The following is a 20,556-nucleotide window of genomic DNA, read 5'->3' as shown; positions in this document are numbered from 1 at the left end:
CGCCCGCTTGCAGAAATGAAACGGCCGGCGCGAGACCGCACGCGCCGGCCGCTTCCCATCGACGGCTACGTCAACGACAACTGAAGCTCGCGGCCGAATTCACGTCGCCCGAGCCGTTGTAGCGCGCGACCTGCGGATACGGACACAGCGGCCGCGTGCGTCCGGCGCCCCACGACGTGGGCACGTCCGCGTTCGGCACCGCATTGGTCGTGTCGCGCGCGGCGGCCACGATCGCGGCAGGCGCCTGCCCCTGCTCGACCCACGCGACGAGCGGCGTCAGCATGTCGAACTGGTCGGTCGCCGGCCCGCCCGAGCAATGGTTCATCCCCGGCACCGGATAGAAGCGCGCGAAATCCGACGCATCGCCGCCGTTCGCCTGCGCGACCTTCGCGTACCAGTCGCGCGTATCGTTGAACGAAAACACCGGGTCGCCCGTGCCGTGATAGGCGATCAGCTTCGCGCCGCGCGCCTTCAGCGCGGACAGGTTCGTCTCGTCGGGCGGCGTCATGAACGACCACGACGATTGCGTGTACGTGCCGTTCGTCGCGAAGATCGCCGGCGCATCGTTGTCCATGTCGAAGCCGAGCGCGAAGCCGGCGAGGTTCGCGAGCGTCGCGGCGGTTTTCGGCGGCGTCATGAACGTGAATGCCATCGCTGCCGGATCGAGCGTGACCGAGTTCGACTGCTTCCATGCAGCCCAGCCGCCGGCGGCCACGCCCGGATCGTACGGAAAGCTCGCGTACAGCGCCGTGCCCGCGCTGTTGCGCGCCCCCGCGAACACGTTCTCCAGCGCGGTTTTCTGCGCAGGCGTCAGGCAGGCGCCGGTGCGCGTGCCGTTCGCGCAGGTCGGGATATCGGCATCGACGCTGAAATGCGCCTGGCATGCGGCGACGTCCTGCACCATCCCGTCGGCCGCGCCGTCGAGCGCATCGCATTTCTCGAGGATCTTCGCGCCGACGAACTGCCGCTCCGCATCGTTGAAGCCGCTGCGGATGTCCGGCAGCCCGTTCGAGCCGGTGGCCGACGCGATCTTCGCGAACTGCTGCGCGCCGTACATCTCGCCGATCGCCGCCTTCGGCAGATGGAAACCCGGATCGCCGGCGATGATGCCGTCGTAGTCGGCCGGATTGCGCACGGCCGTGACCATCGCGTGACGGCCGCCGTTCGAGCACCCGCCGAAATAGCTGCGATCGGGCGCCTTGCCATAAGCGAGCCGGATCACCTGCTTCGCCATCGGCGTGAGCGCATCGACCGCGCCGTAGCCATAGTCGAGCCGCGCCTGCGGGTCGAGGCCGAACAGCGGATTCTGCGCGGCGCTGTGCCCGGAATCCGAGCTGATCACCGCGAAGCCCTGGTTCAGCGCATTGGTCAGCGGCCCGCCGCCGCCGATCGCGCCGGTTGCGGTGACGACGCTGCCGTCGAGCCCGCCGTTCGCCTGGTAGAAGAAGCGGCCGTTCCACGCTTTCGGCAAACGCATCTCGAAGCCGATCGCATAGGTGTTGCCGTCCACCGCGCTCACGCGCTCGTTCATCTTCCCTGCGATCACGCAGTGCTCGGCGACCGGCTTGCCGGCCACCGTCAGCGCGCCGGCGGCCGCGGTCGTCACCGACGTGAACGACGTGTTCGCATACGCGAGTTTCGCGGCGAGCGCGTCGCAGGTCTGCGCCATCGCGGCCGGCGTCGCGGCGCTCAGGTGCGTCGGCGCGGAGCTGACCGAATCGTCGCCGCCGCAACCGGCGAGCACGGCCGCAGCGGAGAGCGGCGCGATACAGAGGAATGCAGATTTCCTGTTCAAGATAACTCCCGTTGGGTTCGTCACGCCGGTGAATCAGAACATGTGCCGCACGCCGACCATCGCGCCGAGCTGCCCCATCCCTTCGCCGGGCGTCGTGCCGGGCCCGCCGCCGCTGACCGCGTAGCGTGCATGCGCGCTGTTCCACAGATACGACGATTGCGCATAGACGGCCGTGCGCTTGCTCAGCAGATAGGTCGCGCGCAGCGTCGCCATCGTCGCGCGCGTGTCGTGCGCGGTATTGACGATCCGGTAGCCTTCGCCGTCGACGACGAAATCGGGCTTCACCGCATACGACGCGCCGACGAAGAACAGGTCGGAATGCGCGCCGGGCGCGGCCGGCGACCCGGTCGACACGCGCCGACCGATCCAGCCCGCGCCGATCTTCGCGCCGGCCGCCTGCGCATACGCGCTCACGTGCACGCGCGCATCCTTGCCGGCGTGGCTCGTGAACGCGACCGGCGCGACGCCGTCGAAGAAGTTCGCAGCCGCGCCCGTGCCGCCGCGCTGCTCTTCATACGACGCAGCCGCGCCGAAGTTCGCGCTGTCGTACTTGAGCATCACCGACCAGTTGCGGCATTGGACCGCGTCGCCGGGCACCTGCCCCGCGCACGTGCCCTGCCCCGGCGAGTTGCCGGTGCCCGCGCCGTCGCGGCCGAACGAATACGCGGCGCCGAGCGTCACGCCGCGATAGGTGCCGAGGTAGGTCACCGCGTTGTCGGCGCGGCCGTTCGGCACGTACGCATCGAACGAGCCGAGCCCGTAGATGTCGGGGCCGATGATGTCCGCGCCCTGCAGCGCGAGGTAGGTCATCGTGTACTGGCGGCCGAACGCGAGCGTGCCGAAACCGCCCTTCAGCCCGACGAATGCCTGCCGGCCGAACAGCCGGCCGCCCTGGCCGAGATCGCCGCCGCGCACGTTGAAGCCGCTTTCCAGCGTGAATACCGCCTGATAGCCGCCGCCGAGATCCTCGCTGCCGCGCAGCCCCCAGCGCGACGGCAGTTCGCCCGTCACGGCCGGCATGCGCACGACGTGGTCGCCGGCCGCGTTCGCGTGCGACACGAACTCGACGCCCGTGTCGATGATCCCGTACAGCGTCACGCTCGATTGCGCATGCGCGCCGGTCGCGGCCAGCGCGCATGCGCCGGCTGCCAGCAAGGCTTTGGTGTGCTTCATGGTGGGTGTCTCCAGACCTGTGTCGATATCGCGCTCTGTCGGCGCTCGTGGATGAAAGAAACGGAACTCAGTCGTGTGCCTGCGGCCGCCGGATCAGCACCAGCGCGGCGACGGCGGCGACCAGCGTGACGGGAATGCTCGCGCCGATCACCATCGGCGCACTGCGCCCGGCGGCCAGCAGCGTCGCGGCCGCGAGCGGCCCGACGACGGAGCCGAGCCGGCCGACGGCGACCGCGGAGCCGACGCCGGTGCCGCGCATCGCGGTCGGGTAATACATCGCGGCAAGCGCATACAGCACCGACTGGCCGCCGACGACGAACATCCCTGCCGCGAATGCCGCGACGGACAGCCAGGCCAGCCCCGGCGCGACCGCCAGCGCGGCAAGCGACAGCACGATCCCCGCATACATCCCGACGACGACCCGCGACGGCTTCATCCGGTCCATCGACATGCCGATGCCGAGCACGCCGAGGCCGCTGCCGATGTTGAAGAAGATCTGCACGATCCCGGCCTGGCTGCGCGCGAGCCCCTTCGCCGCCATCAGCGACGGCAGCCAGTTCAGCAGGAAATACAGCACGATCAGCGTGCAGAAATAGCTGAGCCACAGCGCGAGCGTGGTGCCCGTGCGCGCGCCGCCGAACAGCGTGTGCGCGACGCCCGGACGCGCGGCGCCCGACGCGCTGACGTCGAGGAATGCGCGCGATTCCGGCAGCAGGACGAGCAACAGCGGAGCGAGCAGCAGCGGCCCGACGCCGCCGACGTAGAAGATGTGCCGCCATTCGGTGTCGCCGGCCAGCAGCACGCCGATCAGCGACGCGATCATGCCGCCGAACGGAATGCCGCAATACATCACGGCCACCGCGCTGCTGCGCGAGCGTGCGTCGACGGCTTCGGAAGACAGCGCGATCAGGTTGGGCATCGCGCCGCCGAGCCCGAGTCCGGTCAGCGCGCGCACCACGACCAGCATCGCGAAGGTCGACACCTGCGCGGTCGCGATCGACAGCAGTCCGAACAGGCAGACCGACGCGATCAGCACCCGTTTGCGGCCAACGCGGTCGGCGAGCCAGCCGCCGAGCATCGCGCCCGGCAGCAGGCCGAACGTGCCTGCGCTGAACGCGAGCCCCATCTGGGACACCGTCAACCCGAATTCATGCGCCATGCGCGGCGCGGCCACGCCCACCGACTGCAGGTCGAGCCCCTCCAGCAGCGCGATCGCGAAACACAGACCGAGCGTCGTCGCGACGGCCGGCCTTGCGGCAACGGTAGTATCCATTTCGTCTCCAAGCCTTGACTTGCGCGACATGCCCGAATGCATGCGCGGGGTCATTTTTCATGATCGGATCACGTACCACAAAATATCAGGCAACCTGATTCAGTGTCCGAAATAAAATCCGCTCGGCAACGGGCCGTGCGGATCGTCATCCCTTCACGGGACGGGACGATTTAATAACAGGTAACCTGATATTTCAAGTGTGCGGAGCGCCGGTGTTAACCCGCAAGGCGCGCGGAAACCGCACCTGACACGGCCGCGCGGAACGCGCAATGTGCCGAAAGGGACGGACGCTCAGTCGCGCAGGTTGCGCACGAACAGTTCGAGCGTGTGCTGAACCTGTGCGACTTCGTCGGTGGTCACGTCGTCGCCGAGCATCCGGCGCTCGAGCGGGCGCAGCACCCGTTCGCAGTCGCGCAGGATCGCCGAGCCTTCGTCGGTCAGGCGCAGCAGGATCACGCGGCCGTGGTTCGGATCGGCCTCGCGCGTGACGAAGCCGCGGGCGGCCATCGCCACCATCACCTCGTTCGCGGATTGCGGCGTGATGAACGAGCGCACCGCGAGCTGCGCGTTGGACAGCGCGCCGCGCGCCTCCAGCACCGACAGCGCCGTGTATTGCGCGAGCGTCACGCCAAGCGGCGCGAGCGCATCGCTCATCTGGCGGCGCAGCAACCGATCGAGATTGCCGATCAGGTAAGTCAGCCGTTGCTGCGCACGCATCGGCGATTTGGCTTCGGTGGCGCGGGCAGCGCGTTTCGCGCCGGCCGGTTTGACGGGAGTCGAACTCATGAACGTGTCGGGAGGAATATCGCGGGCCATCTTACCTCACGCGGCCCGCGCGGCGGACAGGCGCGCGAGGGCCCGATCGCGGCGGCCGGCGCACTGTATACATGACACCCGGTTTCCGGCTGTTTCGATCGTCGTTTACCCGAGGATTCGCACGATTTCGCTTGATCGTGCAGCATCGATGTATACAATTTTCTCAGGCAACCTGACAACACCGCACATCGACGCAGACTTTGCGGCACCGCTGCGCTACTCGCCATGACCGACCTCGACACCTCGCCTTCCGACCTTCGCACCGCTTCCCCGTCGCAAACCGTCCGTACGCTGCTCGGCCTGCGCGAGCTCATCGTCGGCGGCGAACTCGCGCCCGGCGCGCGCATTTCCGAACTGTGGGTCGTCGAGCGGCTCGGCGTGTCGCGCACACCGGTGCGCGCGGCACTGATCCGGCTGCAGGAGGAAGGGCTGATCGAGCCGATCGCAACCGGCGGGTTTGCGGTGCGTGCGTTCTCGGCGCGCGAGATCGGCGACGCGATCGAGCTGCGCGGCACGCTAGAAGGGCTCGCCGCGCGATTCGCGGCCGAGCGCGGCGTGCCGCCGTCGATCCTGCGCGACCTGCATGCGTGCGCCGACGAAATCGACGTGCTGCTCGCCGGCCCGCTGACCGACGACACGTTCTCCCGCTACGTCGACGCAAATGCCCGTTTCCATCGGCTGCTCGCGGCCGCGGCCGGCAGCGACGTGGTCGCGCGGCAGATCGACAAGGTCGCTACGCTGCCGTTCGCGTCCGCCAGCGCATTCGTCGTCGTGCAATCGCTCGATCCGCGCGCGCGGGACACGCTGATCGTCGCGCAGGCCCAGCATCGCGCCGTGCTCGACGCGATCGAATGCCGCCAGGGTGCGCGCGCGGAAGCGCTGATGCGGGAGCACGCGCAGATCGCGCACGGCAACCTGCGGCGCGTACTCGACAACCAGCGCGCGATGACGAGGCTCAAGGGCGGCAACCTGATTCGCCGCGACGCCGGCTGACCGGCGCGCGGCCTCTTCGCACGGTGCATGAAGCATGAGGCACCGTTCATTCAACGAGACGCCTGGCGTGCGCGCACGCCATGGAGGAGACGCATGTTCCTGAAAAACGCGTGGTATGTCGCGTGCACGCCCGACGAATTCGCGGGCAAGCCGCTCGGCCGGCAGATCTGCGGCGAGCGGATGGTGTTCTTTCGCGACGCGGACGGCGCGGTCGCCGCGCTCGAGGATTTCTGCCCGCACCGCGGTGCGCCACTGTCGCTCGGCACCGTCCGGGACGGCCGGCTCGTGTGCGGCTATCACGGGCTGACGATGGCGTCGAACGGCAAGTGCACGAGCATGCCGTGCCAGCGCGTCGGCGGCATTCCCGCGATCCGCACCTATCCGGCCGTCGAGCGGTACGGCTTCGTATGGGTGTGGCCCGGCGATCCCGAGCGGGCCGATCCGGCCGCGATCCACCGCCTCGACTGGGCCGACGATCCGGGCTGGGCCTACGGCGGCGGCCTGTATCACATCGGCTGCGACTACCGGCTGATGATCGACAACCTGATGGACCTCACGCATGAAACCTACGTGCATGCGTCGAGCATCGGGCAGCCGGAGATCGAGGAAGCGCCGCCCGCGACGAAAGTGAACGGCGACACGGTCACGACCAGCCGGTTCATGGAAGGCATCGTTCCGCCGCCGTTCTGGGCGGCCGCACTGCGCGGCAACGGCCTGGCCGACGACGTGCGCTGCGACCGCTGGCAGATCTGCCACTTCACGCCGCCGAGCCACGTGATGATCGAGGTCGGCGTCGCGCATGCGGGCAAGGGCGGTTACGACGCGGACCCGCGCGACAAGGTGTCGAGCATCGTCGTCGACTTCATCACGCCGGAGACGGAAACGTCGATCTGGTACTTCTGGGGCATGGCGCGCAGCTTCGCGGTCGACGATCGCTCGCTGACGGAGACGATCCGCAACGGACAGGGCGCGATCTTCGCCGAGGATCTCGACATGCTCGAAGCGCAGCAGCGCAACCTGCTGACCTGGCCCGACCGGCCGCTCCTCAAGCTCAACATCGACGCGGGCGGCGTGCAGTCGCGGCGCGTGCTCGACCGGCTGATCGACCAGGAGCGCGCCGCCGCGCTGTCGTGCTGACCGCGACTCGCACCGTCGCGCCGCGGCGGTGCGAGTCGCTCACTCCCTTCTTCCCATGAAAGTCACAGTCACCCGCAAGCTTCCCGCCGCGACCGACATCTGCGTGTTCGAACTGGCGTCCGCCGACGGCGCCGCGCTGCCGCCGTTCACGGCCGGCGCGCATATCGACGTTCACGTCGGCGGCTTCGTCCGCCAGTACTCGCTGTGCAACAGCCCGTCCGAAGCAGGCGTCTACCGGATCGGCGTGCTGCACGCGCCCGCGTCGCGCGGCGGTTCGCGCGCCATGCACGCGTGCGAGCCCGGCGCGACGCTCGACGTCAGCGCCCCGCGCAATCATTTCCCGCTCGCCCCCGATGCCGCGCACAGCGTGCTGCTGGCCGGCGGCATCGGCATCACGCCGTTGCTCAGCATGGCCGCGCACCTGATCGAGACCGGACAGTCGTTCGAACTGCATTACTGCGCGCGCGAGCCGGCGCGCGCCGCCTTTCTCGACCGGCTCGACACGCCGGGGCTGAAGGCCCGCACGCGGCTCTGGTTCGACGACGCGCCGGCCGGCCGGCGCATCGATTTCGCGCAGCTGCTCGCGAACCCCGCGCCCCGCACGCATCTGTACGTGTGCGGCCCCGGCGGCTTCATCGGCGCCGCGCTGGCGGCGGCGGCCGACGCGGGCTGGGACGCGGCGAACCTGCATCGGGAGCACTTCGGCCCGGTCGGCCCGGATGCGGATGCCGCGCCTTCCGGCGGCGGCGACGCAGCTTTCCAGGTATCGCTCGCGCAATCGGGACGCGTGGTCGACGTGCCCGCCGGCACATCGATCGTCGAAGCGCTGCGCGGCTGCGGCATCGACGTGCCGGTGTCGTGCGAACAGGGTGTGTGCGGCACGTGTCTCACGCGCGTGCTGTCCGGCACGCCCGATCATCGCGACGTCTACCTGACCGACGACGAACGCGCGGCCAACGACCAGATGCTGCCGTGCTGTTCGCGTGCGGTGACGCCGATGCTGGTGCTGGATCTGTGAAGGTGTCCGTGAAGCGGCGCCCGGTCGCGAAGCACGCGGCCCGGTGCCCGTTCACGTCGATGACGAGCTTGCGAACGTGCGTCGACAGGCGTCCTAGACGGGACCGCCTTCGGGGCACGTGCAACGCGTGAGACGCGCCGTCTGCCTGGCAAATTCGTTCGCCGCAACGCCAGCGCGCCGGGCCGTTCGCCGATGACGAACGGCCTGTCGCGCTTCAACGCGCGATACTGGCTGCCCGGCCGCTCATCTCGCGCGCGTCACGCGCCGCGCGGGCCGGCGACGAGCACGCCCACGTCGGCGGCGTCGGCCGCATGCATCGCGTCGACGAGCGCCGCGCGCTGCGCGAGCACCGCGCGCTGGTTGATCGAACCCTTGTCGGTCACCTCGCCGAGATCGAGCGAAGGCGGCGTGTCGAGCAGGCACAGCCGCGCGATGAACGTCGCGCTGCCGGTTGCCTCGCGGTTCAGCCGCGCCAGCAGGTCGGCAAAGAACGCCCGTACGCGCGGCGCCTGCAGCACGGTACGCACGTCGGCGTCCGGCCCCGCGCCGGCGAGACGGCGGCACTCGTCCACACGCGGGAAGATCATCACGCCGACGTCGTCCCGGTTCATCCCGGTCACGACCGCGTCCTGCACATACGGCGCGCCGTTCGACACGATCCGCGCGCGCATCGGCCCCACGCTCACGAAGGTGCCCGACGACAGCTTGAAATCCTCGGCGATGCGGCCGTCGAACATCAGCCCGATCTCCGGGCGCTGCGCGTCGACGAAACGCACCGCGTCGCCGCTGCGGTAGTAGCCTTCGTCATCGAAGACTTCCCGCGCGTCGTCGCCGCTCGCGCGCCAGTAGCCGGCCATCACGTTCGGCCCGCGAAAACGCGCTTCGAGCTTGCCGTCGACCGGCACCAGCTTCGCATCGCAGCCGGGCGCGGGCAGCCCGATGTAGCCGGCGCCCGACATCGGCCCCGTGGTGAACATGCAGGAAGGCGCGGCTTCGGTCATCCCGAGACCCGCCATGATCCGGATGCGCTCGCCGCAGTGCGCGAGCGTCACGCGTTCGAGCCGGTCCCAGGCGGCCTGCGACAGCCCCGCGCCCGCGAAGAAATACATCTTCACGCGCGAGAAGAAGGTCGCGCGCAGCGCGGCATCGGTTTCGAGCGCGGCGGCCAGTTCCTCCCAGCCTTTCGGCACGTTGAAATACACCGTCGGCGCGATCTCGCGCAGGTTGCGCAGCGTCTCGTCGAACTTGCCCGCCACCGGCCTGCCGTCGTCGACGTATAGCGTGCCGCCGTTGTACAGCGCGATGCCGACGTTGTGGCTGCCGCCGAACGTATGGTTCCACGGCAGCCAGTCGACGAGCACCGGCGGCTCGATGCCGAATTGCGGAAACGTTTCGAGCAGCATCTGCTGGTTGCTGCACAGCATCCGGTGGGTGGTCGGCACGGCCTTCGGCATGCGCGTCGATCCGGACGTGAACAGGAATTTCGCGATCGTGTCGCCGGTGATCGCGTCGTGCGCCGCGTCCACGCCGTGCGGCGCCGTGTCGAGCAGCGCCGCGAAGCGCGTGACGCCGCGCATCCCGTCCGGCGCCGACACGACCACGCGCTCGACGTCGTCCGGCACCGTCGCATCGAGCGCCGCGCGAAACGCGTCGCCGTCGGCGGCAAACACCAGGCCCGGCGTCAGCAGCGCCAGCGCATGGCGGAGCTTGCCGTAATCGCTCGAGACGAGCGAATACGCGGGCGACAGCGGTGCGTACGGAATGCCGGCCCACATCGCGCCGAATGCGATCTGCAGATGTTCGAGATCGTTGCCGGACAGGATCGCGACCGGACGCTCGGCCGACAACCCGCGATCGAGCAGCGCCTGGCCGATCGCACGCGCCCGTTCGAGCATTTGCGCATAGCTGATGCCGACCCATGCGCCGTCGGCGCCGCGTTGCGCGACGAGCCAGCGGTCCGGGTGCGCTTGCGCGCCGCTGACGAGCCGGTCGGTCAGGCGGCGCGGATACGCGCCGAGCGCGGTCGAGGCGCGCAGGGTCCAGCAGCCGTCGCGCTGCGCGATCTCGGGCGGCGCCGCGCCGATCGCGACGGGACGGTAACCGGCGAGGTCGGGCTGCACGGCGGCCGTGCCGCGCAGGGGAGTCGGATCCGCATCCAAGGTTTGTCTCCAGTCGGTTCCGCCGGCGCGTTGGGCCGCGCCGGCGGACACTGCGTTGTGTCGTTGTCGTCGTGTTTGCCGCGAGGCGGCGGCCCGCTCAGATCGGGTAGTGGCGGGGCCCGGTCTGCACGGTGATCCAGCGCAGGTCGGTGAATTCGGCAATCGACGCCTTGCTGCCGAACCGGCCGTAACCGCTCGCCTTCACGCCGCCGAACGGCATCTGCGCCTCGTCGTGCACGGTCGGGCCGTTGACGTGGCAGATGCCCGACTCGATCCGTTTCGCGACCTGCATCGCGCGCGCGATGTCGCGGCTGAACACCGCCGCCGACAATCCGTATTCGCTGTCGTTCGCGGCGGCGAGCGCTGCGTCGTCGCCGTCGACGCGCTGCACGGTCACGACCGGCCCGAACGATTCGTCTGCGTAGAGCTTCATGTCGCGCGTCACGTCGTCGACGATCGTCGGCTGCATCACCGCGCCGTCGACTTCGCAGCCGAGCGGCAACGCCGCACCGTGCGTGCGCGCATCGGCGACCAGCGCGGCGATGCGCTGCGCGGCCGCCGCGCTTTCGAGCGTGCCGAGCACGACACCCGGCGCGGCCGGGTTGCCGGCCTTCAGCGTACGCGCTTTCGCGACGAGCTTGTCGACGAACGCGTCCGCGACCTTGCGGTCGACGATCACGCGCTCGGTCGACATGCAGATCTGCCCCTGGTTGAAGAATGCGCCGAATGCAACCGCGTCGACCGCGGCATCGAGATCCGCGTCGTCGAGCACGAGCACCGGCGCCTTGCCGCCGAGTTCGAGCAGCGCCGGTTTCAGATGCTGCGCGGCGAGCGTCGCGACGATCCGGCCGACGCGCGTCGATCCGGTGAAGTTCACGCGCCGCACGGCCGGGTTCGCGATCAACCGCTCGACGATCGCGGGCGCGTCCTGCGGCGCGTGCGTGATCACGTTGACGACGCCGTCGCCGAGCCCCGCTTCGTGCAGCACGCTGCCGATCAGCCGGTGCACGCCGGGGCAGCCTTCCGACGCCTTCAGCACGACCGTGTTGCCGCAGGCGAGCGGCATCGCGAGCGCGCGGGTCGCGAGGATCACCGGCGCGTTCCACGGTGCGATCCCGAGCACGACGCCGCACGGCTGGCGCACGGCCATCGCGATGCTGCCGGGCACGTCGGACGGAATCACCGCGCCGTCGATCTGCGTCGTCATCGCGGCGGCCTCGCGCAGCATGTTCGCCGCGAGCATGACGTTGAAGCCGTACCAGTTCGCCATCGCGCCGGTTTCGGCCCGGCCGGTCTCGATGAATTCGCCGGCGCGTGCGTCCATCCGGTCGGCCGCCGCCAGCAGCCGCCGGCGACGCTCGGTCGGCCCGAGCGCGGCCCACGCCGGGAACGCGCGCGCCGCCGCCGCGACGGCGGCATCCGCATCGGCGAGCGTCGCCGCCGCGGCGCGCGAGGCCACCTGCCCCGTCGCCGGATCGATCCGGTCGAACGTGGCGCCGTCCGACGCGCCGCGCGACACGCCATCGATCAACAAACTCACTTCATGCATTTCGCTGTCTCCCCTCAGTCCGTTTGCGTGCCGCTTCGCGCGTCAGCGCTTGTACGCCTGCAGGCCCGGCTTGATGCTCTTGTCGTCGAGGAACTGCTTGAGCCCCTGCTCACGGCCGCCTTCCGGATCGCGATGGTTCGCCTGGTCGAGCTTCGCGTACAGGTAGTCCTCGTTCTGCTCCCACGTCAGCTCGCGGCAACGCTTGAAGCCATGCTTCGCATTGCGGATCACGACCGGGTTCTTGTCGAGCAGCTTCGCGGCCAGCGCGAGCACTTCGTCGCGCAGTTGCGCGCGCGGCACGCTCTTGTTGACGAGCCCCATCTGCGCGGCCTGCTGCCCGGTGAAAGTATCGCCGGTCATGATGTAGTACAGCGCCTGGCGATGGCCGACCGTGTCCGCCATCGCCTTGCTGACGAGGTTGCCCGGCGGGATGCCCCAGTTGATCTCCGACAGGCCGAACACGGCTTCGTCGGCCGCGATCGCGAGATCGCACGCGACGAGCGGCGAGAAGCCGCCGCCGAAGCACCAGCCGTTGACCATCGCGATGGTCGGCTTCGCGTACATGCGCAGCAATTGCCACTGCCAGCGGCTCGCGTCGCGGCGGATCTTTTCCTGCAGGATTTCCGGGCCCGCGTCGATTTCCCGGAAGTACTCCTTCAGGTCCATCCCCGCCGTCCACGCGTCGCCTTCGCCGGACAGCACGAGCACCTGCGCTTCCGGATCGAGCTCGATCGTTTCCAGCACGTCGATCATCTCCGAATTCAGCGTCGGGCTCATCGCGTTGCGCTTCTCCGGACGGTTCAGCGTCACCCATGCGATCCCGCCCTCGACCGCGACTTTCACGGTGTTCCAGCGACCTTCGTAACTCATCTTCGTTCTCCAATGACAGTGCCGCCCTACGCGACTCGCCGCCAATTTACTATCAGGTAGCCTGATATGTAAAGTAGAATGGAAACGGCTCGGGAGAAACCCCTAATCGGGCGCAAACGCCTGGAAAACACGTCGCCGCGGCGACGGCTCACGACATGAGGAGACACGCTTGGACATCCGGAACCTGATTGCAATCGACACGCACGTGCACGCCGAAGTGTCGTGCTGCCAGCCGCCCGACCTGTTCGCAAAGGCATTCGACGATGCGGCCGACAAGTACTTCGGCACGGTGCTGAAGCAAGGCCGCCGGCCGACGATTCCGGAAACGATCGCGTATTACCGCGAGCGCCGCATCGGCTTCGTGATGTTCACCGTCGATTGCGAGACGAACATCGGCCGGCGCCGCATTCCGAACGAGGAGATCGCCGGGTTTGCGCAGGAGAACCGCGACATCATGATCGCGTTCGCGAGCATCGATCCGCACAAGGGCCGCTTCGGCGCGCGCGAGGCGCGTCGCCTGATCGAAGAACACGGCGTGAAGGGCTTCAAGTTCCACCCGACGATGCAAGGGTGCTATCCGAACGACCCGATCGCCTATCCGATCTATGAAGTCATCGCCGAATACGGGTTGCCGGCCGTGTTTCACAGCGGCCATTCAGGCATGGGATCGGGCATGCGCGGCGGCGGCGGATTACGTCTCAAGTATTCCGAACCGATTCACCTCGACGACGTCGCCGCGGATTTCCCCGACATGAAGATCGTGATCGCGCATCCATCGTGGCCGTGGCAGGAGCAGGCGCTGTCGATCGCGCTGCACAAGCCGAACGTCTACATCGATCTGTCGGGATGGTCGCCGAAGTATTTCTCGCCGGAGCTGGTCAAGCATGCGAACACGCTGCTGCGGCACAAGGTCCTGTTCGCATCGGATTTTCCGCTGATCCGGCCGGATCGCTGGCTGGAGGATTTCCAGGGCGCCGGCTTCCGGCCCGACGTGCATCCGCTGATCCTGAAGGACAACGCGGTGGCGTTGCTGGGGCTCGACGCGGAACAGGCGTCACGCGTCGATGCGGGGCCGTGAGGAACCGGAAGCGCGACGATCGCGGTGAACGCAGCGCGGCAGTCGGCCGTACGCTGCCGCGCCGCCGTACTCAGGCCGTGGCGCGGCCCGCAAAGCGTGCGGTCGGCAGCCCCGCATGGCGCGTCCGGGTCACGAACACGCCGCCGGCATCGGCATCGCTCGCCAGCGCGGCGTCGCTCAGCCCGACGCGCGCACTCGTCACATACAACCGCCCTTCACCGTCGAGCGCCACGCAGCTCGGCTGCGTGGTCGGCACGGCGACGCGTTCGGTCTCGACACCGTCCGGCCCGTAGCGCACGACCCGCCGGCCGCCCCACTGCGCGTTCCACAGGCCGCCGTCGCGATCGGTCGTCGAGCCGTCCGGGTCGCCGTCGACGTCCGTCAGCCGCGCGAACGGCCGCACGTTCGCGACGTCGCCGCCCGCGTGGTAGTCGCACACGAAAATCTCGCGCACCAGCGAATCGCAGAAATACATCTTCGAGCCGTCCGGCGAAAACGCGATGCTGTTCGCGATCGCCGCCGCCGGCAACGCAAGCCGTTCGAGCGTGAGATCCGGATTGAGCCGATAGAACCCGCCGACCGCGCGCGGCGGCTCGCCGCCTTCGTCCTTCATCCCGAACACGAATGCGCCAGCCCCGTCACAGCGCCCGTCGTTCAGCCGCGTCGGCAACTCGGGCTCGACGTCGACGATTCGCGTAAACGCGCCGCTGCGCAGGTCGAAAAACGCGAGATGCGTCGCGAGCCCGACGAGCAGCACGTCCGGATCGCCGGTCAGCGCGAAGCACGCGAGCCGCTCGGGCATCGCCCACGACGTCAGGCCGGCGCCGTCCGCACGGCAGCGCCACAGCTGCGCGCCTTCGATGTCCACCCAGTACAGCGCGTGCGCCTTGTCGCACCACGTCGCGCCTTCGCCGAGCGTGTTGCGGGTGTCGGCCAGCAGCGTCGCCGACGCGGCCGGTTGAGTCTGTTGCATGCCGTCTCCCGATATTCGTCGTATTTGCAGGCGGCCGCGCGTGGTCGAAGTCAGATCTTCATCGCGCGCCGCTGGTTGCGACGATACTGGTCGAACAGCACCGCGAGCAACAGAATTCCGCCGCGTATCAGATATTGGTAAAAGGTCGGCACGTTCAGCAGGCTCATCGCATCCTGCACGGAGCCCATGATCAGCACGCCCACCAGCACGCCAGAGATCGTCGCGACGCCGCCCGTCAGCGACACGCCGCCGAGCACGCACGCGGAGATCACGCCGAGTTCGAGGCCGACCGACGTCTTCGGGTCGCCGAGGCTCATCCGCGACGCGAGCATCACGCCGGCGAAGCCCGTCACGAGCCCCTGCAGCACGAACACCGTGATCTTGATGCGCATCACCGGCAGCCCCGCGAGCAGCGCGGCCTCGCCGTTGCCGCCGACGGCCAGCACGTTCTTGCCGAACACCGTCTTGCGCAGCAGGAAGCCGAACACGACGAAGCCGACGATGTTGCTCCAGATCGGATACGAAATGCCGAGGAACGAGCCGCCGCCGAGATCGAAGAAGCGCTCCTCGGAGATCATCACCGCGTCGCCGTTCGACGTGATGAACGCGAGCCCGCGCACGACTTCCATCATCGCGAGCGTGACGATCAGCGAATTGATCCGGTAGCGCGCGATCAGCACGCCGTTCACGAGGCCGACCGCGCCGCCCGCGAGCACGCCGGCCGCGATGCCGAGCACGACGCTGTGCGTCGCGGTGATCAGCGTCGATGCGACGACGCCCGCGAATGCGACGATCGACGCGACCGACAGGTCGACTTCGCCGAGCGCGAGCACGAACATCATCGTCACCGCGATCGAGCCGATCAGCGTGACCGACAGCAGCAGGCCCTGGATGTTGCGCGGCGTGAGGAAGTCCGGCACCGTCAGCGACAGCGTCGCGAACAGCACGAGAAACACCATCACGATGCCGGAGCGGTTGATCAGCTGCCACACGCCGCCGCGCGCGCGTGCAGGCACGGCGGCGGCATCGGGTGACGGGGAAGTGCGTTGGGGTTGCATGGCCTGGCTCATGTCGTATGCGTTCCGGTTGTTGCAGCACGCCGCTAGCGCGGCAGTGCGAGCTTGATCAGCGCGTCGGGCGTCGCGTGCGCCTTCGCGACCTCGCCCGCGATCCGTCCTTCCTTCATCACGATGATGCGGTCCGACACGCCGATCACCTCGGCCAGATCGCTCGACACGAGGATCACCGTGCGGCCCGCTTCCGCGAGTTCGTAGAACAGGTTGTAGATTTCCGCGCGTGCGCCGACGTCGATGCCGCGCGTCGGCTCGTCCATCAGGAACACGTCGATGCGCTCGGCCAGCCAGCGCGCGAGCACGACCTTCTGCTGGTTGCCGCCCGACAGCGCGCCGATCGGCGTATCGCCGTCGCGGGTCTTGATGGCCAGCCGCTCGATGTAGCGTTGCGCGAGTTCGCGTTCACGCCGTCCGTCGAGCAGCACGCGCGCCGGGCTGAAATGGCGGCGCGCGCTGATGTTCAGGTTGTCGGCCACCGACGCGATCGCGACGATGCCTTCCTGCTTGCGGTCTTCCGGGCACAGCGCGATGCCGGCGCGCACCGCGTCGCGCGGGCTGCCGAACGCGACGCGCTTCCCGTTCAGCTCGACATGCCCCGCGCTCGGGCGCACCGCGCCGTACAGCAGCTTCATCAACTCCGAACGGCCCGCGCCGACGAGCCCGAAGAAGCCGACGATCTCGCCGCGCCGCGCGGTAAACGACACCGGTTCCGCAAGGCCCGGCCCCGCGAGCCCCTTGGCCTCGATCAGCACGTCGCCGGCCGTGCGCGGCCGATAGCCGTACACGTCCTCGATCGAGCGGCCGACCATGCAGCCGATCAGCCGGTCGCGGTCGAGATCGGCGACGGAATCGAACGTGTCGATGCGGCGGCCGTCGCGAAACACGGTCACGCGGTCGCACAGTTCGTAGACCTCTTCCATCCGGTGCGTGACGTAGATGATCGCGCGGCCTTCCGCGCGCAGCGCGCGGATGATCCGGAACAGTTGCGTGGTTTCGCGCGCGGACAGCGAACTCGTCGGCTCGTCGAACGCGATCACGCGTGCATCGCGCATCAGCGCCTTGCCGATCTCGATCATCTGGCGCTGACCGATCGACAGATACTTCACCGGGATGCCGGGATCGATGTGCTCGCCGAGCCGCTCCAGCGCATCGAGCGCGCGCGCGGCGAGCGTGCGCTCGTCGACCACGCCGAGCCGGCTCGGCAGCTGCCCGAGCATCAGGTTCTCCGCGACTGTCAGCTCGGGCACCAGATGCAGCTCCTGGTAGATGATCGCGATGCCGGCCTCGAGCGCCGCGCGCGTCGACGCGAAGCGCTGCACGGCGCCGTTCAGCATCAGCGTGCCGGCCTGCGGCTGGTTCACGCCGGACAGCACTTTCAGCAGCGTCGATTTCCCCGCGCCGTTCTCGCCCATCAGCCCGTGCACTTCGCCCGCACGCACCGACAGCGACACCGCGTCGAGCGCACGCACGCCCGGGAACGTCACCGTGATGCCGTCGAGCGCGAGCAGCGGGCTGTCCGGCCTCGGCGTTCCCGCTTCGGCGTCGCGCCCGGACACGGCCGTCATCGTCTGCATCGTCATCGCGTTCTCGCCTCGTCCGCTCAGATACCGAGCTCGGTGCGCACGGCCTGCCAGTTCGCGCGCGTCATCAGCTTGCCGCTCGTCTGCGTGTCGGCCGGCGGCATCTTGCCGTTGCGGATCCAGTCGACGAGGTTCTGCGTGCTGTCCTTGCCGTGGTTCGTCGAGCTGACCGCAATCGTCCCGTAGAAGCCGGTCGGCTCCTTCTTCTGGAATTCGGCAAACGCCTCGCCCGCGCCGTTGATGCCGACGCCGATCACGTCGGACGCCGGGATGTGCAGCTGTTCGGTCGCGCGCACCGCGCCGAGCACGGTTTCCTCGTTCAGCGCGTAGACCACCCATTTCTTCACGTTCGGATGGCGCGCGAGCACGGGTGCGGCCGCGCTGAAGCCGCCTTCGTCGTCGGTCGTCTTCTGCGGCGCGTCGAAGATGTTCTCCTTGCGGAAGCCGTTCGCGAGCAGCGCCTGTGTCGCGCCGTCGGTGCGCAGCTTCGCGGTCGGCAGCTCGTAGTTCGTGACCCGCAGCGCGCCGACCTCCTCGGGCTTCCAGCCGCGCCGCTTCATCTCGTCGGCGATCGCCTGGCCGACCTGGTTGCCGATCTTGGTCGCCGACATCCCGAGGTGCGGCACGTTCGTCAGCGGCTTGCCGGTCGAATCGACGAGCTGGTCGTCGACCGTCACGAACTTCATGTTGTAGCGCTTCGCGCGCGCGGCGATCGCCGGGCCGAGGCGCACGTCCGGCGCGCAGATCACGAAGCCCTGCGCGCCCTGCGAACCGAGGTTGTCGATCGCGGCCAGCACCTTCTCGCCGTCCGGCGTGCCGATCTTCACGACCGAGAAATTCTCCTTCTGGCCGAGCGCGGACGCCGCGTTCTGCTCGTTGATGAACCATGCCTGCTCGGGCATCTTCACGAGGAAGCCGATCTTCAGCGGCGCATCGGCGCGCGCGGCGCCCTGCATGCCGAGCGGTGCGATGCAGAGCGCGGCCAGCAGCGCGCGCAACGTATGGCGGCGAATCGTGTGAGTCGTGCGGTTCATGCGGTGTCTCCTTTATGTCGGCTGGTGCCGTGACGTGTGCCGAAATTGATACGTCGTGCGCGCGTCGAGCCGAAGCGTCCGCGCTCGTTCAACGGCCGAACGCGTCGGTCTGCACGCGCCGGCCGAACAGGAAGGCGTCGGCGACGAGCCGCAGCGGCCGCACGTCGACGTCGCGCTCACCGCGCGCGATCAACGCACGGAAATGCGCATACAGCGCCGGATACTCGCGTTCGGGGCCGATCTCGACCGGCTCGCCCGCGATCGACAATTGCGCGCCGCCGCGGCTGATCGCGAGCACGCCGTCGGCCGTGTCCACCGCGATCTCCCATTGCTCGACAGGGCCGTGCCGCCAGTCGAATTCCGCGCGCACCGGCACGCCGTCGGTATCCGCGCAATCGAGATCGGCCGCGATCGGCGTCTGCACGTCGCTCGGCACGAACAGCGTCGCCTCGCGCAGCACGAGCTCGCGCGGCAGGATCCGCGTGACGATCGACAGCGCGTTGATGCCCGGATCGAACACGCCGAGGCCGCCGGGCTCCCAGATCCACTGCTGCCCCGGATGCCAGCGCCGCACGTCCTCCTTCCAGCGCACCTGCACCGCGCGGATCGTGCGCGTCGCGAGCCACGCGCGCGCGGGCTCGACCGCGCTCGCACAGCGCGAATGCCAGGTCGCGAACAGCGTGAGGCCGCGTTCGCGTGCGAGCGCGTCCAGCACCGCCACTTCGCCGAGCGTCGCGCCCGGCGGCTTCTCGAGCATCACGTGCTTGCCGGCTTCGAGCGCCGCGCGCGCCTGTGCGTAGCGCACCTGCGGCGGCGCGCACAGCGACACGGCGTCGAGCTCGCGCTCGGCGGCCAGCAGCGCGCGCAGATCCTGATAGTTGCGCACGCCGCTGACTTCCGCGTGGCGGCTCGCGCACGCGGTCAGCACAAAGCCCGGTTCGGCGGCGATCGCCGGCAAATGCTGGTCGCGCGCGATCTTGCCGATCCCGACGACACCCAGCGAAATCGGATCACTCATCGTGCATGTCTCCTTCGCGAATCGCTCAGTGCGCCCAGCGCAGCACGAGCGGATCGAGCCGGCGCGCGATCGCGAGCAGCTCCGCGCGCGTGTCTGGATGCAGTTCCGGCATCGGATGCCGCGGCCGCTCGCACGCGATCACGCCGCCGGCGCACATCAGCGCCTTCGCGGTGAGGATCCCGGACTGGCGGTTCTCGTGATTGATCAGCGGCAACCACGCCTGGTAATGCGCGAACGCATCGTCGTGCCGCCCTTCGCGCCATGCTTCGAGGATCGGCCGGATCCCGTCAGGAAAGCCGCCGCCCGTCATTGCACCGGTCGCGCCCGCATGCAGGTCGGCGAGCAGCGTGATCGCCTCCTCGCCGTCCCACGGCCCCTCGATCGCATCGCCGCCGAGCCGGATCAGCTCGCGCAGCTTGTTCGCCGCGCCCGGCGTCTCGATCTTGAAGTACGCGACCTGCTCGATCTCGCGCGCCATCCTTGCCAGGAACGGCGCGGACAGCGCGGTGCCGCTCGCGGGCGCGTCCTGGATCATGATCGGGATCGCGATCGCGTCGGAGACGCGCGCGTAGAACTCGAAAATCTGCGCTTCCGGCACGCGGAACGTCGCGCCGTGATACGGCGGCATCGCCATCACCATCGCCGCGCCGAGCTGCTGCGCGCGCAGGCTGCGCGCCGCGCACACCTGCGTGCTGTAGTGCGACGTCGTGACGATCACCGGCACGCGGCCGGCAACGTGTTCGAGGATCGTGCGCGTCAGCACGTCGCGTTCGTCGTCGGTGATCGCGAACTGCTCGGAGAAGTTCGCGAGGATGCACAGCCCGTCCGAGCCCGCGTCGATCATGAAATCGACCGCGCGCTTCTGGCTCGCGAGGTCGAGCTCGCCGGAATCGGTAAACGTCGTCGGGACGACGGGAAAGATGCCGCGATAGCGCGGCGTGCTGCTCGATGTCATGTTTCGCGTCCTGCGCCGGCCTCGGTAATGGCCGGCCGTCTTGCGTTCACGGTTTCACGTTG

General features: G+C 68.9%; 17 protein-coding genes. 4 read left to right on the top strand and 13 right to left on the bottom strand.

The annotated features are described in order from the left end of the window. Positions 1-70 precede the first annotated feature (70 nt). The 4 genes from DIE03_RS12955 to DIE03_RS12940 all read right to left on the bottom strand — a co-directional run bounded on the left by DIE03_RS12955 (position 71) and on the right by DIE03_RS12940 (position 5,027). Positions 71-1,795 (bottom strand): tannase/feruloyl esterase family alpha/beta hydrolase, encoded by a 1,725-nt coding sequence (locus DIE03_RS12955; protein WP_124450792.1) that lies wholly within the window; start codon positions 1,793-1,795, stop codon positions 71-73. Positions 1,796-1,828: 33 nt separating this feature from the next. After that, positions 1,829-2,968: a porin gene (locus tag DIE03_RS12950; RefSeq protein ID WP_124450789.1), complete on the bottom strand. Its 1,140-nt coding sequence runs from the start codon at positions 2,966-2,968 to the stop codon at positions 1,829-1,831. A gap of 67 nt (positions 2,969-3,035) precedes the next feature. Then, on the bottom strand, positions 3,036-4,241 hold the full coding sequence (mhpT, locus tag DIE03_RS12945; RefSeq protein WP_124450787.1) for a 3-(3-hydroxy-phenyl)propionate transporter MhpT: 1,206 nt from the start codon (positions 4,239-4,241) through the stop codon (positions 3,036-3,038). A gap of 291 nt (positions 4,242-4,532) precedes the next feature. Beyond that, positions 4,533-5,027 (bottom strand): MarR family winged helix-turn-helix transcriptional regulator, encoded by a 495-nt coding sequence (locus tag DIE03_RS12940; RefSeq protein ID WP_185658148.1) that lies wholly within the window; start codon positions 5,025-5,027, stop codon positions 4,533-4,535. Positions 5,028-5,282: 255 nt separating this feature from the next. Between DIE03_RS12940 and DIE03_RS12935 the strand changes: the two genes are divergently transcribed. The 3 genes from DIE03_RS12935 (at position 5,283) to DIE03_RS12925 (ending at position 8,205) form a co-directional block, all read left to right on the top strand. Continuing rightward, positions 5,283-6,050 carry a GntR family transcriptional regulator gene (locus tag DIE03_RS12935; protein WP_124450783.1) on the top strand — a complete coding sequence of 256 codons (768 nt, stop codon included), beginning with the start codon at positions 5,283-5,285 and terminating at the stop codon, positions 6,048-6,050. A 93-nt stretch (positions 6,051-6,143) separates the two neighbouring features. Next, entirely contained in the window at positions 6,144-7,187 is a 1,044-nt protein-coding gene (locus tag DIE03_RS12930; protein WP_124450781.1) for an aromatic ring-hydroxylating dioxygenase subunit alpha, read from the top strand. Between the two features lie 55 nt (positions 7,188-7,242). Continuing rightward, positions 7,243-8,205 carry a PDR/VanB family oxidoreductase gene (locus DIE03_RS12925; RefSeq protein WP_124450779.1) on the top strand — a complete coding sequence of 321 codons (963 nt, stop codon included), beginning with the start codon at positions 7,243-7,245 and terminating at the stop codon, positions 8,203-8,205. Positions 8,206-8,462: 257 nt separating this feature from the next. Here the strand turns inward: DIE03_RS12925 and DIE03_RS12920 are convergent, their stop codons facing one another. From DIE03_RS12920 to DIE03_RS12910, 3 genes are all read right to left on the bottom strand, one after another. Further along, complete coding sequence (locus DIE03_RS12920) at positions 8,463-10,364, bottom strand: feruloyl-CoA synthase (RefSeq protein WP_124450777.1); 1,902 nt, start codon at positions 10,362-10,364, stop codon at positions 8,463-8,465. Positions 10,365-10,461: 97 nt separating this feature from the next. Next, positions 10,462-11,913 (bottom strand): aldehyde dehydrogenase, encoded by a 1,452-nt coding sequence (locus DIE03_RS12915; protein ID WP_124450775.1) that lies wholly within the window; start codon positions 11,911-11,913, stop codon positions 10,462-10,464. Positions 11,914-11,955: 42 nt separating this feature from the next. After that, positions 11,956-12,783 (bottom strand): p-hydroxycinnamoyl CoA hydratase/lyase, encoded by an 828-nt coding sequence (locus tag DIE03_RS12910; protein ID WP_124450773.1) that lies wholly within the window; start codon positions 12,781-12,783, stop codon positions 11,956-11,958. A 169-nt stretch (positions 12,784-12,952) separates the two neighbouring features. Between DIE03_RS12910 and DIE03_RS12905 the strand changes: the two genes are divergently transcribed. Then, the gene (locus DIE03_RS12905; protein WP_124450771.1) at positions 12,953-13,861 is read left to right on the top strand and encodes an amidohydrolase family protein; all 909 of its coding nucleotides are present in this window, start codon (positions 12,953-12,955) and stop codon (positions 13,859-13,861) included. Between the two features lie 70 nt (positions 13,862-13,931). Here DIE03_RS12905 and DIE03_RS12900 read toward each other — a convergent pair whose 3' ends face one another. The 6 genes from DIE03_RS12900 to DIE03_RS12875 all read right to left on the bottom strand — a co-directional run bounded on the left by DIE03_RS12900 (position 13,932) and on the right by DIE03_RS12875 (position 20,494). Continuing rightward, on the bottom strand, positions 13,932-14,834 hold the full coding sequence (locus tag DIE03_RS12900) for an SMP-30/gluconolactonase/LRE family protein (RefSeq protein ID WP_124450769.1): 903 nt from the start codon (positions 14,832-14,834) through the stop codon (positions 13,932-13,934). 50 nt (positions 14,835-14,884) lie between these two features. Beyond that, complete coding sequence (gene araH, locus DIE03_RS12895) at positions 14,885-15,904, bottom strand: L-arabinose ABC transporter permease AraH (RefSeq protein ID WP_124450767.1); 1,020 nt, start codon at positions 15,902-15,904, stop codon at positions 14,885-14,887. Positions 15,905-15,936: 32 nt separating this feature from the next. Next, positions 15,937-17,487, bottom strand: a complete 1,551-nt coding sequence (gene araG / locus DIE03_RS12890; protein WP_124450765.1) for an L-arabinose ABC transporter ATP-binding protein AraG — start codon at positions 17,485-17,487, stop codon at positions 15,937-15,939. 20 nt (positions 17,488-17,507) lie between these two features. Next, entirely contained in the window at positions 17,508-18,521 is a 1,014-nt protein-coding gene (locus DIE03_RS12885) for an arabinose ABC transporter substrate-binding protein (protein ID WP_124450763.1), read from the bottom strand. Between the two features lie 88 nt (positions 18,522-18,609). Continuing rightward, positions 18,610-19,539 (bottom strand): Gfo/Idh/MocA family protein, encoded by a 930-nt coding sequence (locus DIE03_RS12880; protein ID WP_124450761.1) that lies wholly within the window; start codon positions 19,537-19,539, stop codon positions 18,610-18,612. Positions 19,540-19,564: 25 nt separating this feature from the next. Then, positions 19,565-20,494, bottom strand: coding sequence for a dihydrodipicolinate synthase family protein (locus DIE03_RS12875; protein WP_124450759.1), 930 nt, complete (start codon positions 20,492-20,494; stop codon positions 19,565-19,567). Between the last annotated feature and the right edge of the window lie 62 nt (positions 20,495-20,556).

The organism is Burkholderia sp. Bp8992 (assembly GCF_003853705.1).
Taxonomy (GTDB): domain Bacteria; phylum Pseudomonadota; class Gammaproteobacteria; order Burkholderiales; family Burkholderiaceae; genus Burkholderia.
Note: the sequence above shows the minus strand (reverse complement) of the source record. Positions and strands in the feature narration are given on the sequence as shown.

Excerpts from the sequence above, each read along its gene's own strand:
- mhpT (WP_124450787.1), bottom strand. The coding sequence starts at position 4,241 with ATGGATACTACCGTTGCCGCAAGGCCGGCCGTCGCGACGACGCTCGGT.
- araG (WP_124450765.1), bottom strand. The coding sequence starts at position 17,487 with ATGACGATGCAGACGATGACGGCCGTGTCCGGGCGCGACGCCGAAGCG.
- DIE03_RS12940 (WP_185658148.1), bottom strand. The coding sequence starts at position 5,027 with ATGAGTTCGACTCCCGTCAAACCGGCCGGCGCGAAACGCGCTGCCCGC.
- DIE03_RS12880 (WP_124450761.1), bottom strand. The coding sequence starts at position 19,539 with ATGAGTGATCCGATTTCGCTGGGTGTCGTCGGGATCGGCAAGATCGCG.
- DIE03_RS12925 (WP_124450779.1), top strand. The coding sequence starts at position 7,243 with ATGAAAGTCACAGTCACCCGCAAGCTTCCCGCCGCGACCGACATCTGC.
- DIE03_RS12885 (WP_124450763.1), bottom strand. The coding sequence starts at position 18,521 with ATGAACCGCACGACTCACACGATTCGCCGCCATACGTTGCGCGCGCTG.
- DIE03_RS12915 (WP_124450775.1), bottom strand. The coding sequence starts at position 11,913 with ATGCATGAAGTGAGTTTGTTGATCGATGGCGTGTCGCGCGGCGCGTCG.
- DIE03_RS12875 (WP_124450759.1), bottom strand. The coding sequence starts at position 20,494 with ATGACATCGAGCAGCACGCCGCGCTATCGCGGCATCTTTCCCGTCGTC.
- DIE03_RS12930 (WP_124450781.1), top strand. The coding sequence starts at position 6,144 with ATGTTCCTGAAAAACGCGTGGTATGTCGCGTGCACGCCCGACGAATTC.
- DIE03_RS12910 (WP_124450773.1), bottom strand. The coding sequence starts at position 12,783 with ATGAGTTACGAAGGTCGCTGGAACACCGTGAAAGTCGCGGTCGAGGGC.
- DIE03_RS12900 (WP_124450769.1), bottom strand. The coding sequence starts at position 14,834 with ATGCAACAGACTCAACCGGCCGCGTCGGCGACGCTGCTGGCCGACACC.
- araH (WP_124450767.1), bottom strand. The coding sequence starts at position 15,904 with ATGAGCCAGGCCATGCAACCCCAACGCACTTCCCCGTCACCCGATGCC.
- DIE03_RS12935 (WP_124450783.1), top strand. The coding sequence starts at position 5,283 with ATGACCGACCTCGACACCTCGCCTTCCGACCTTCGCACCGCTTCCCCG.
- DIE03_RS12950 (WP_124450789.1), bottom strand. The coding sequence starts at position 2,968 with ATGAAGCACACCAAAGCCTTGCTGGCAGCCGGCGCATGCGCGCTGGCC.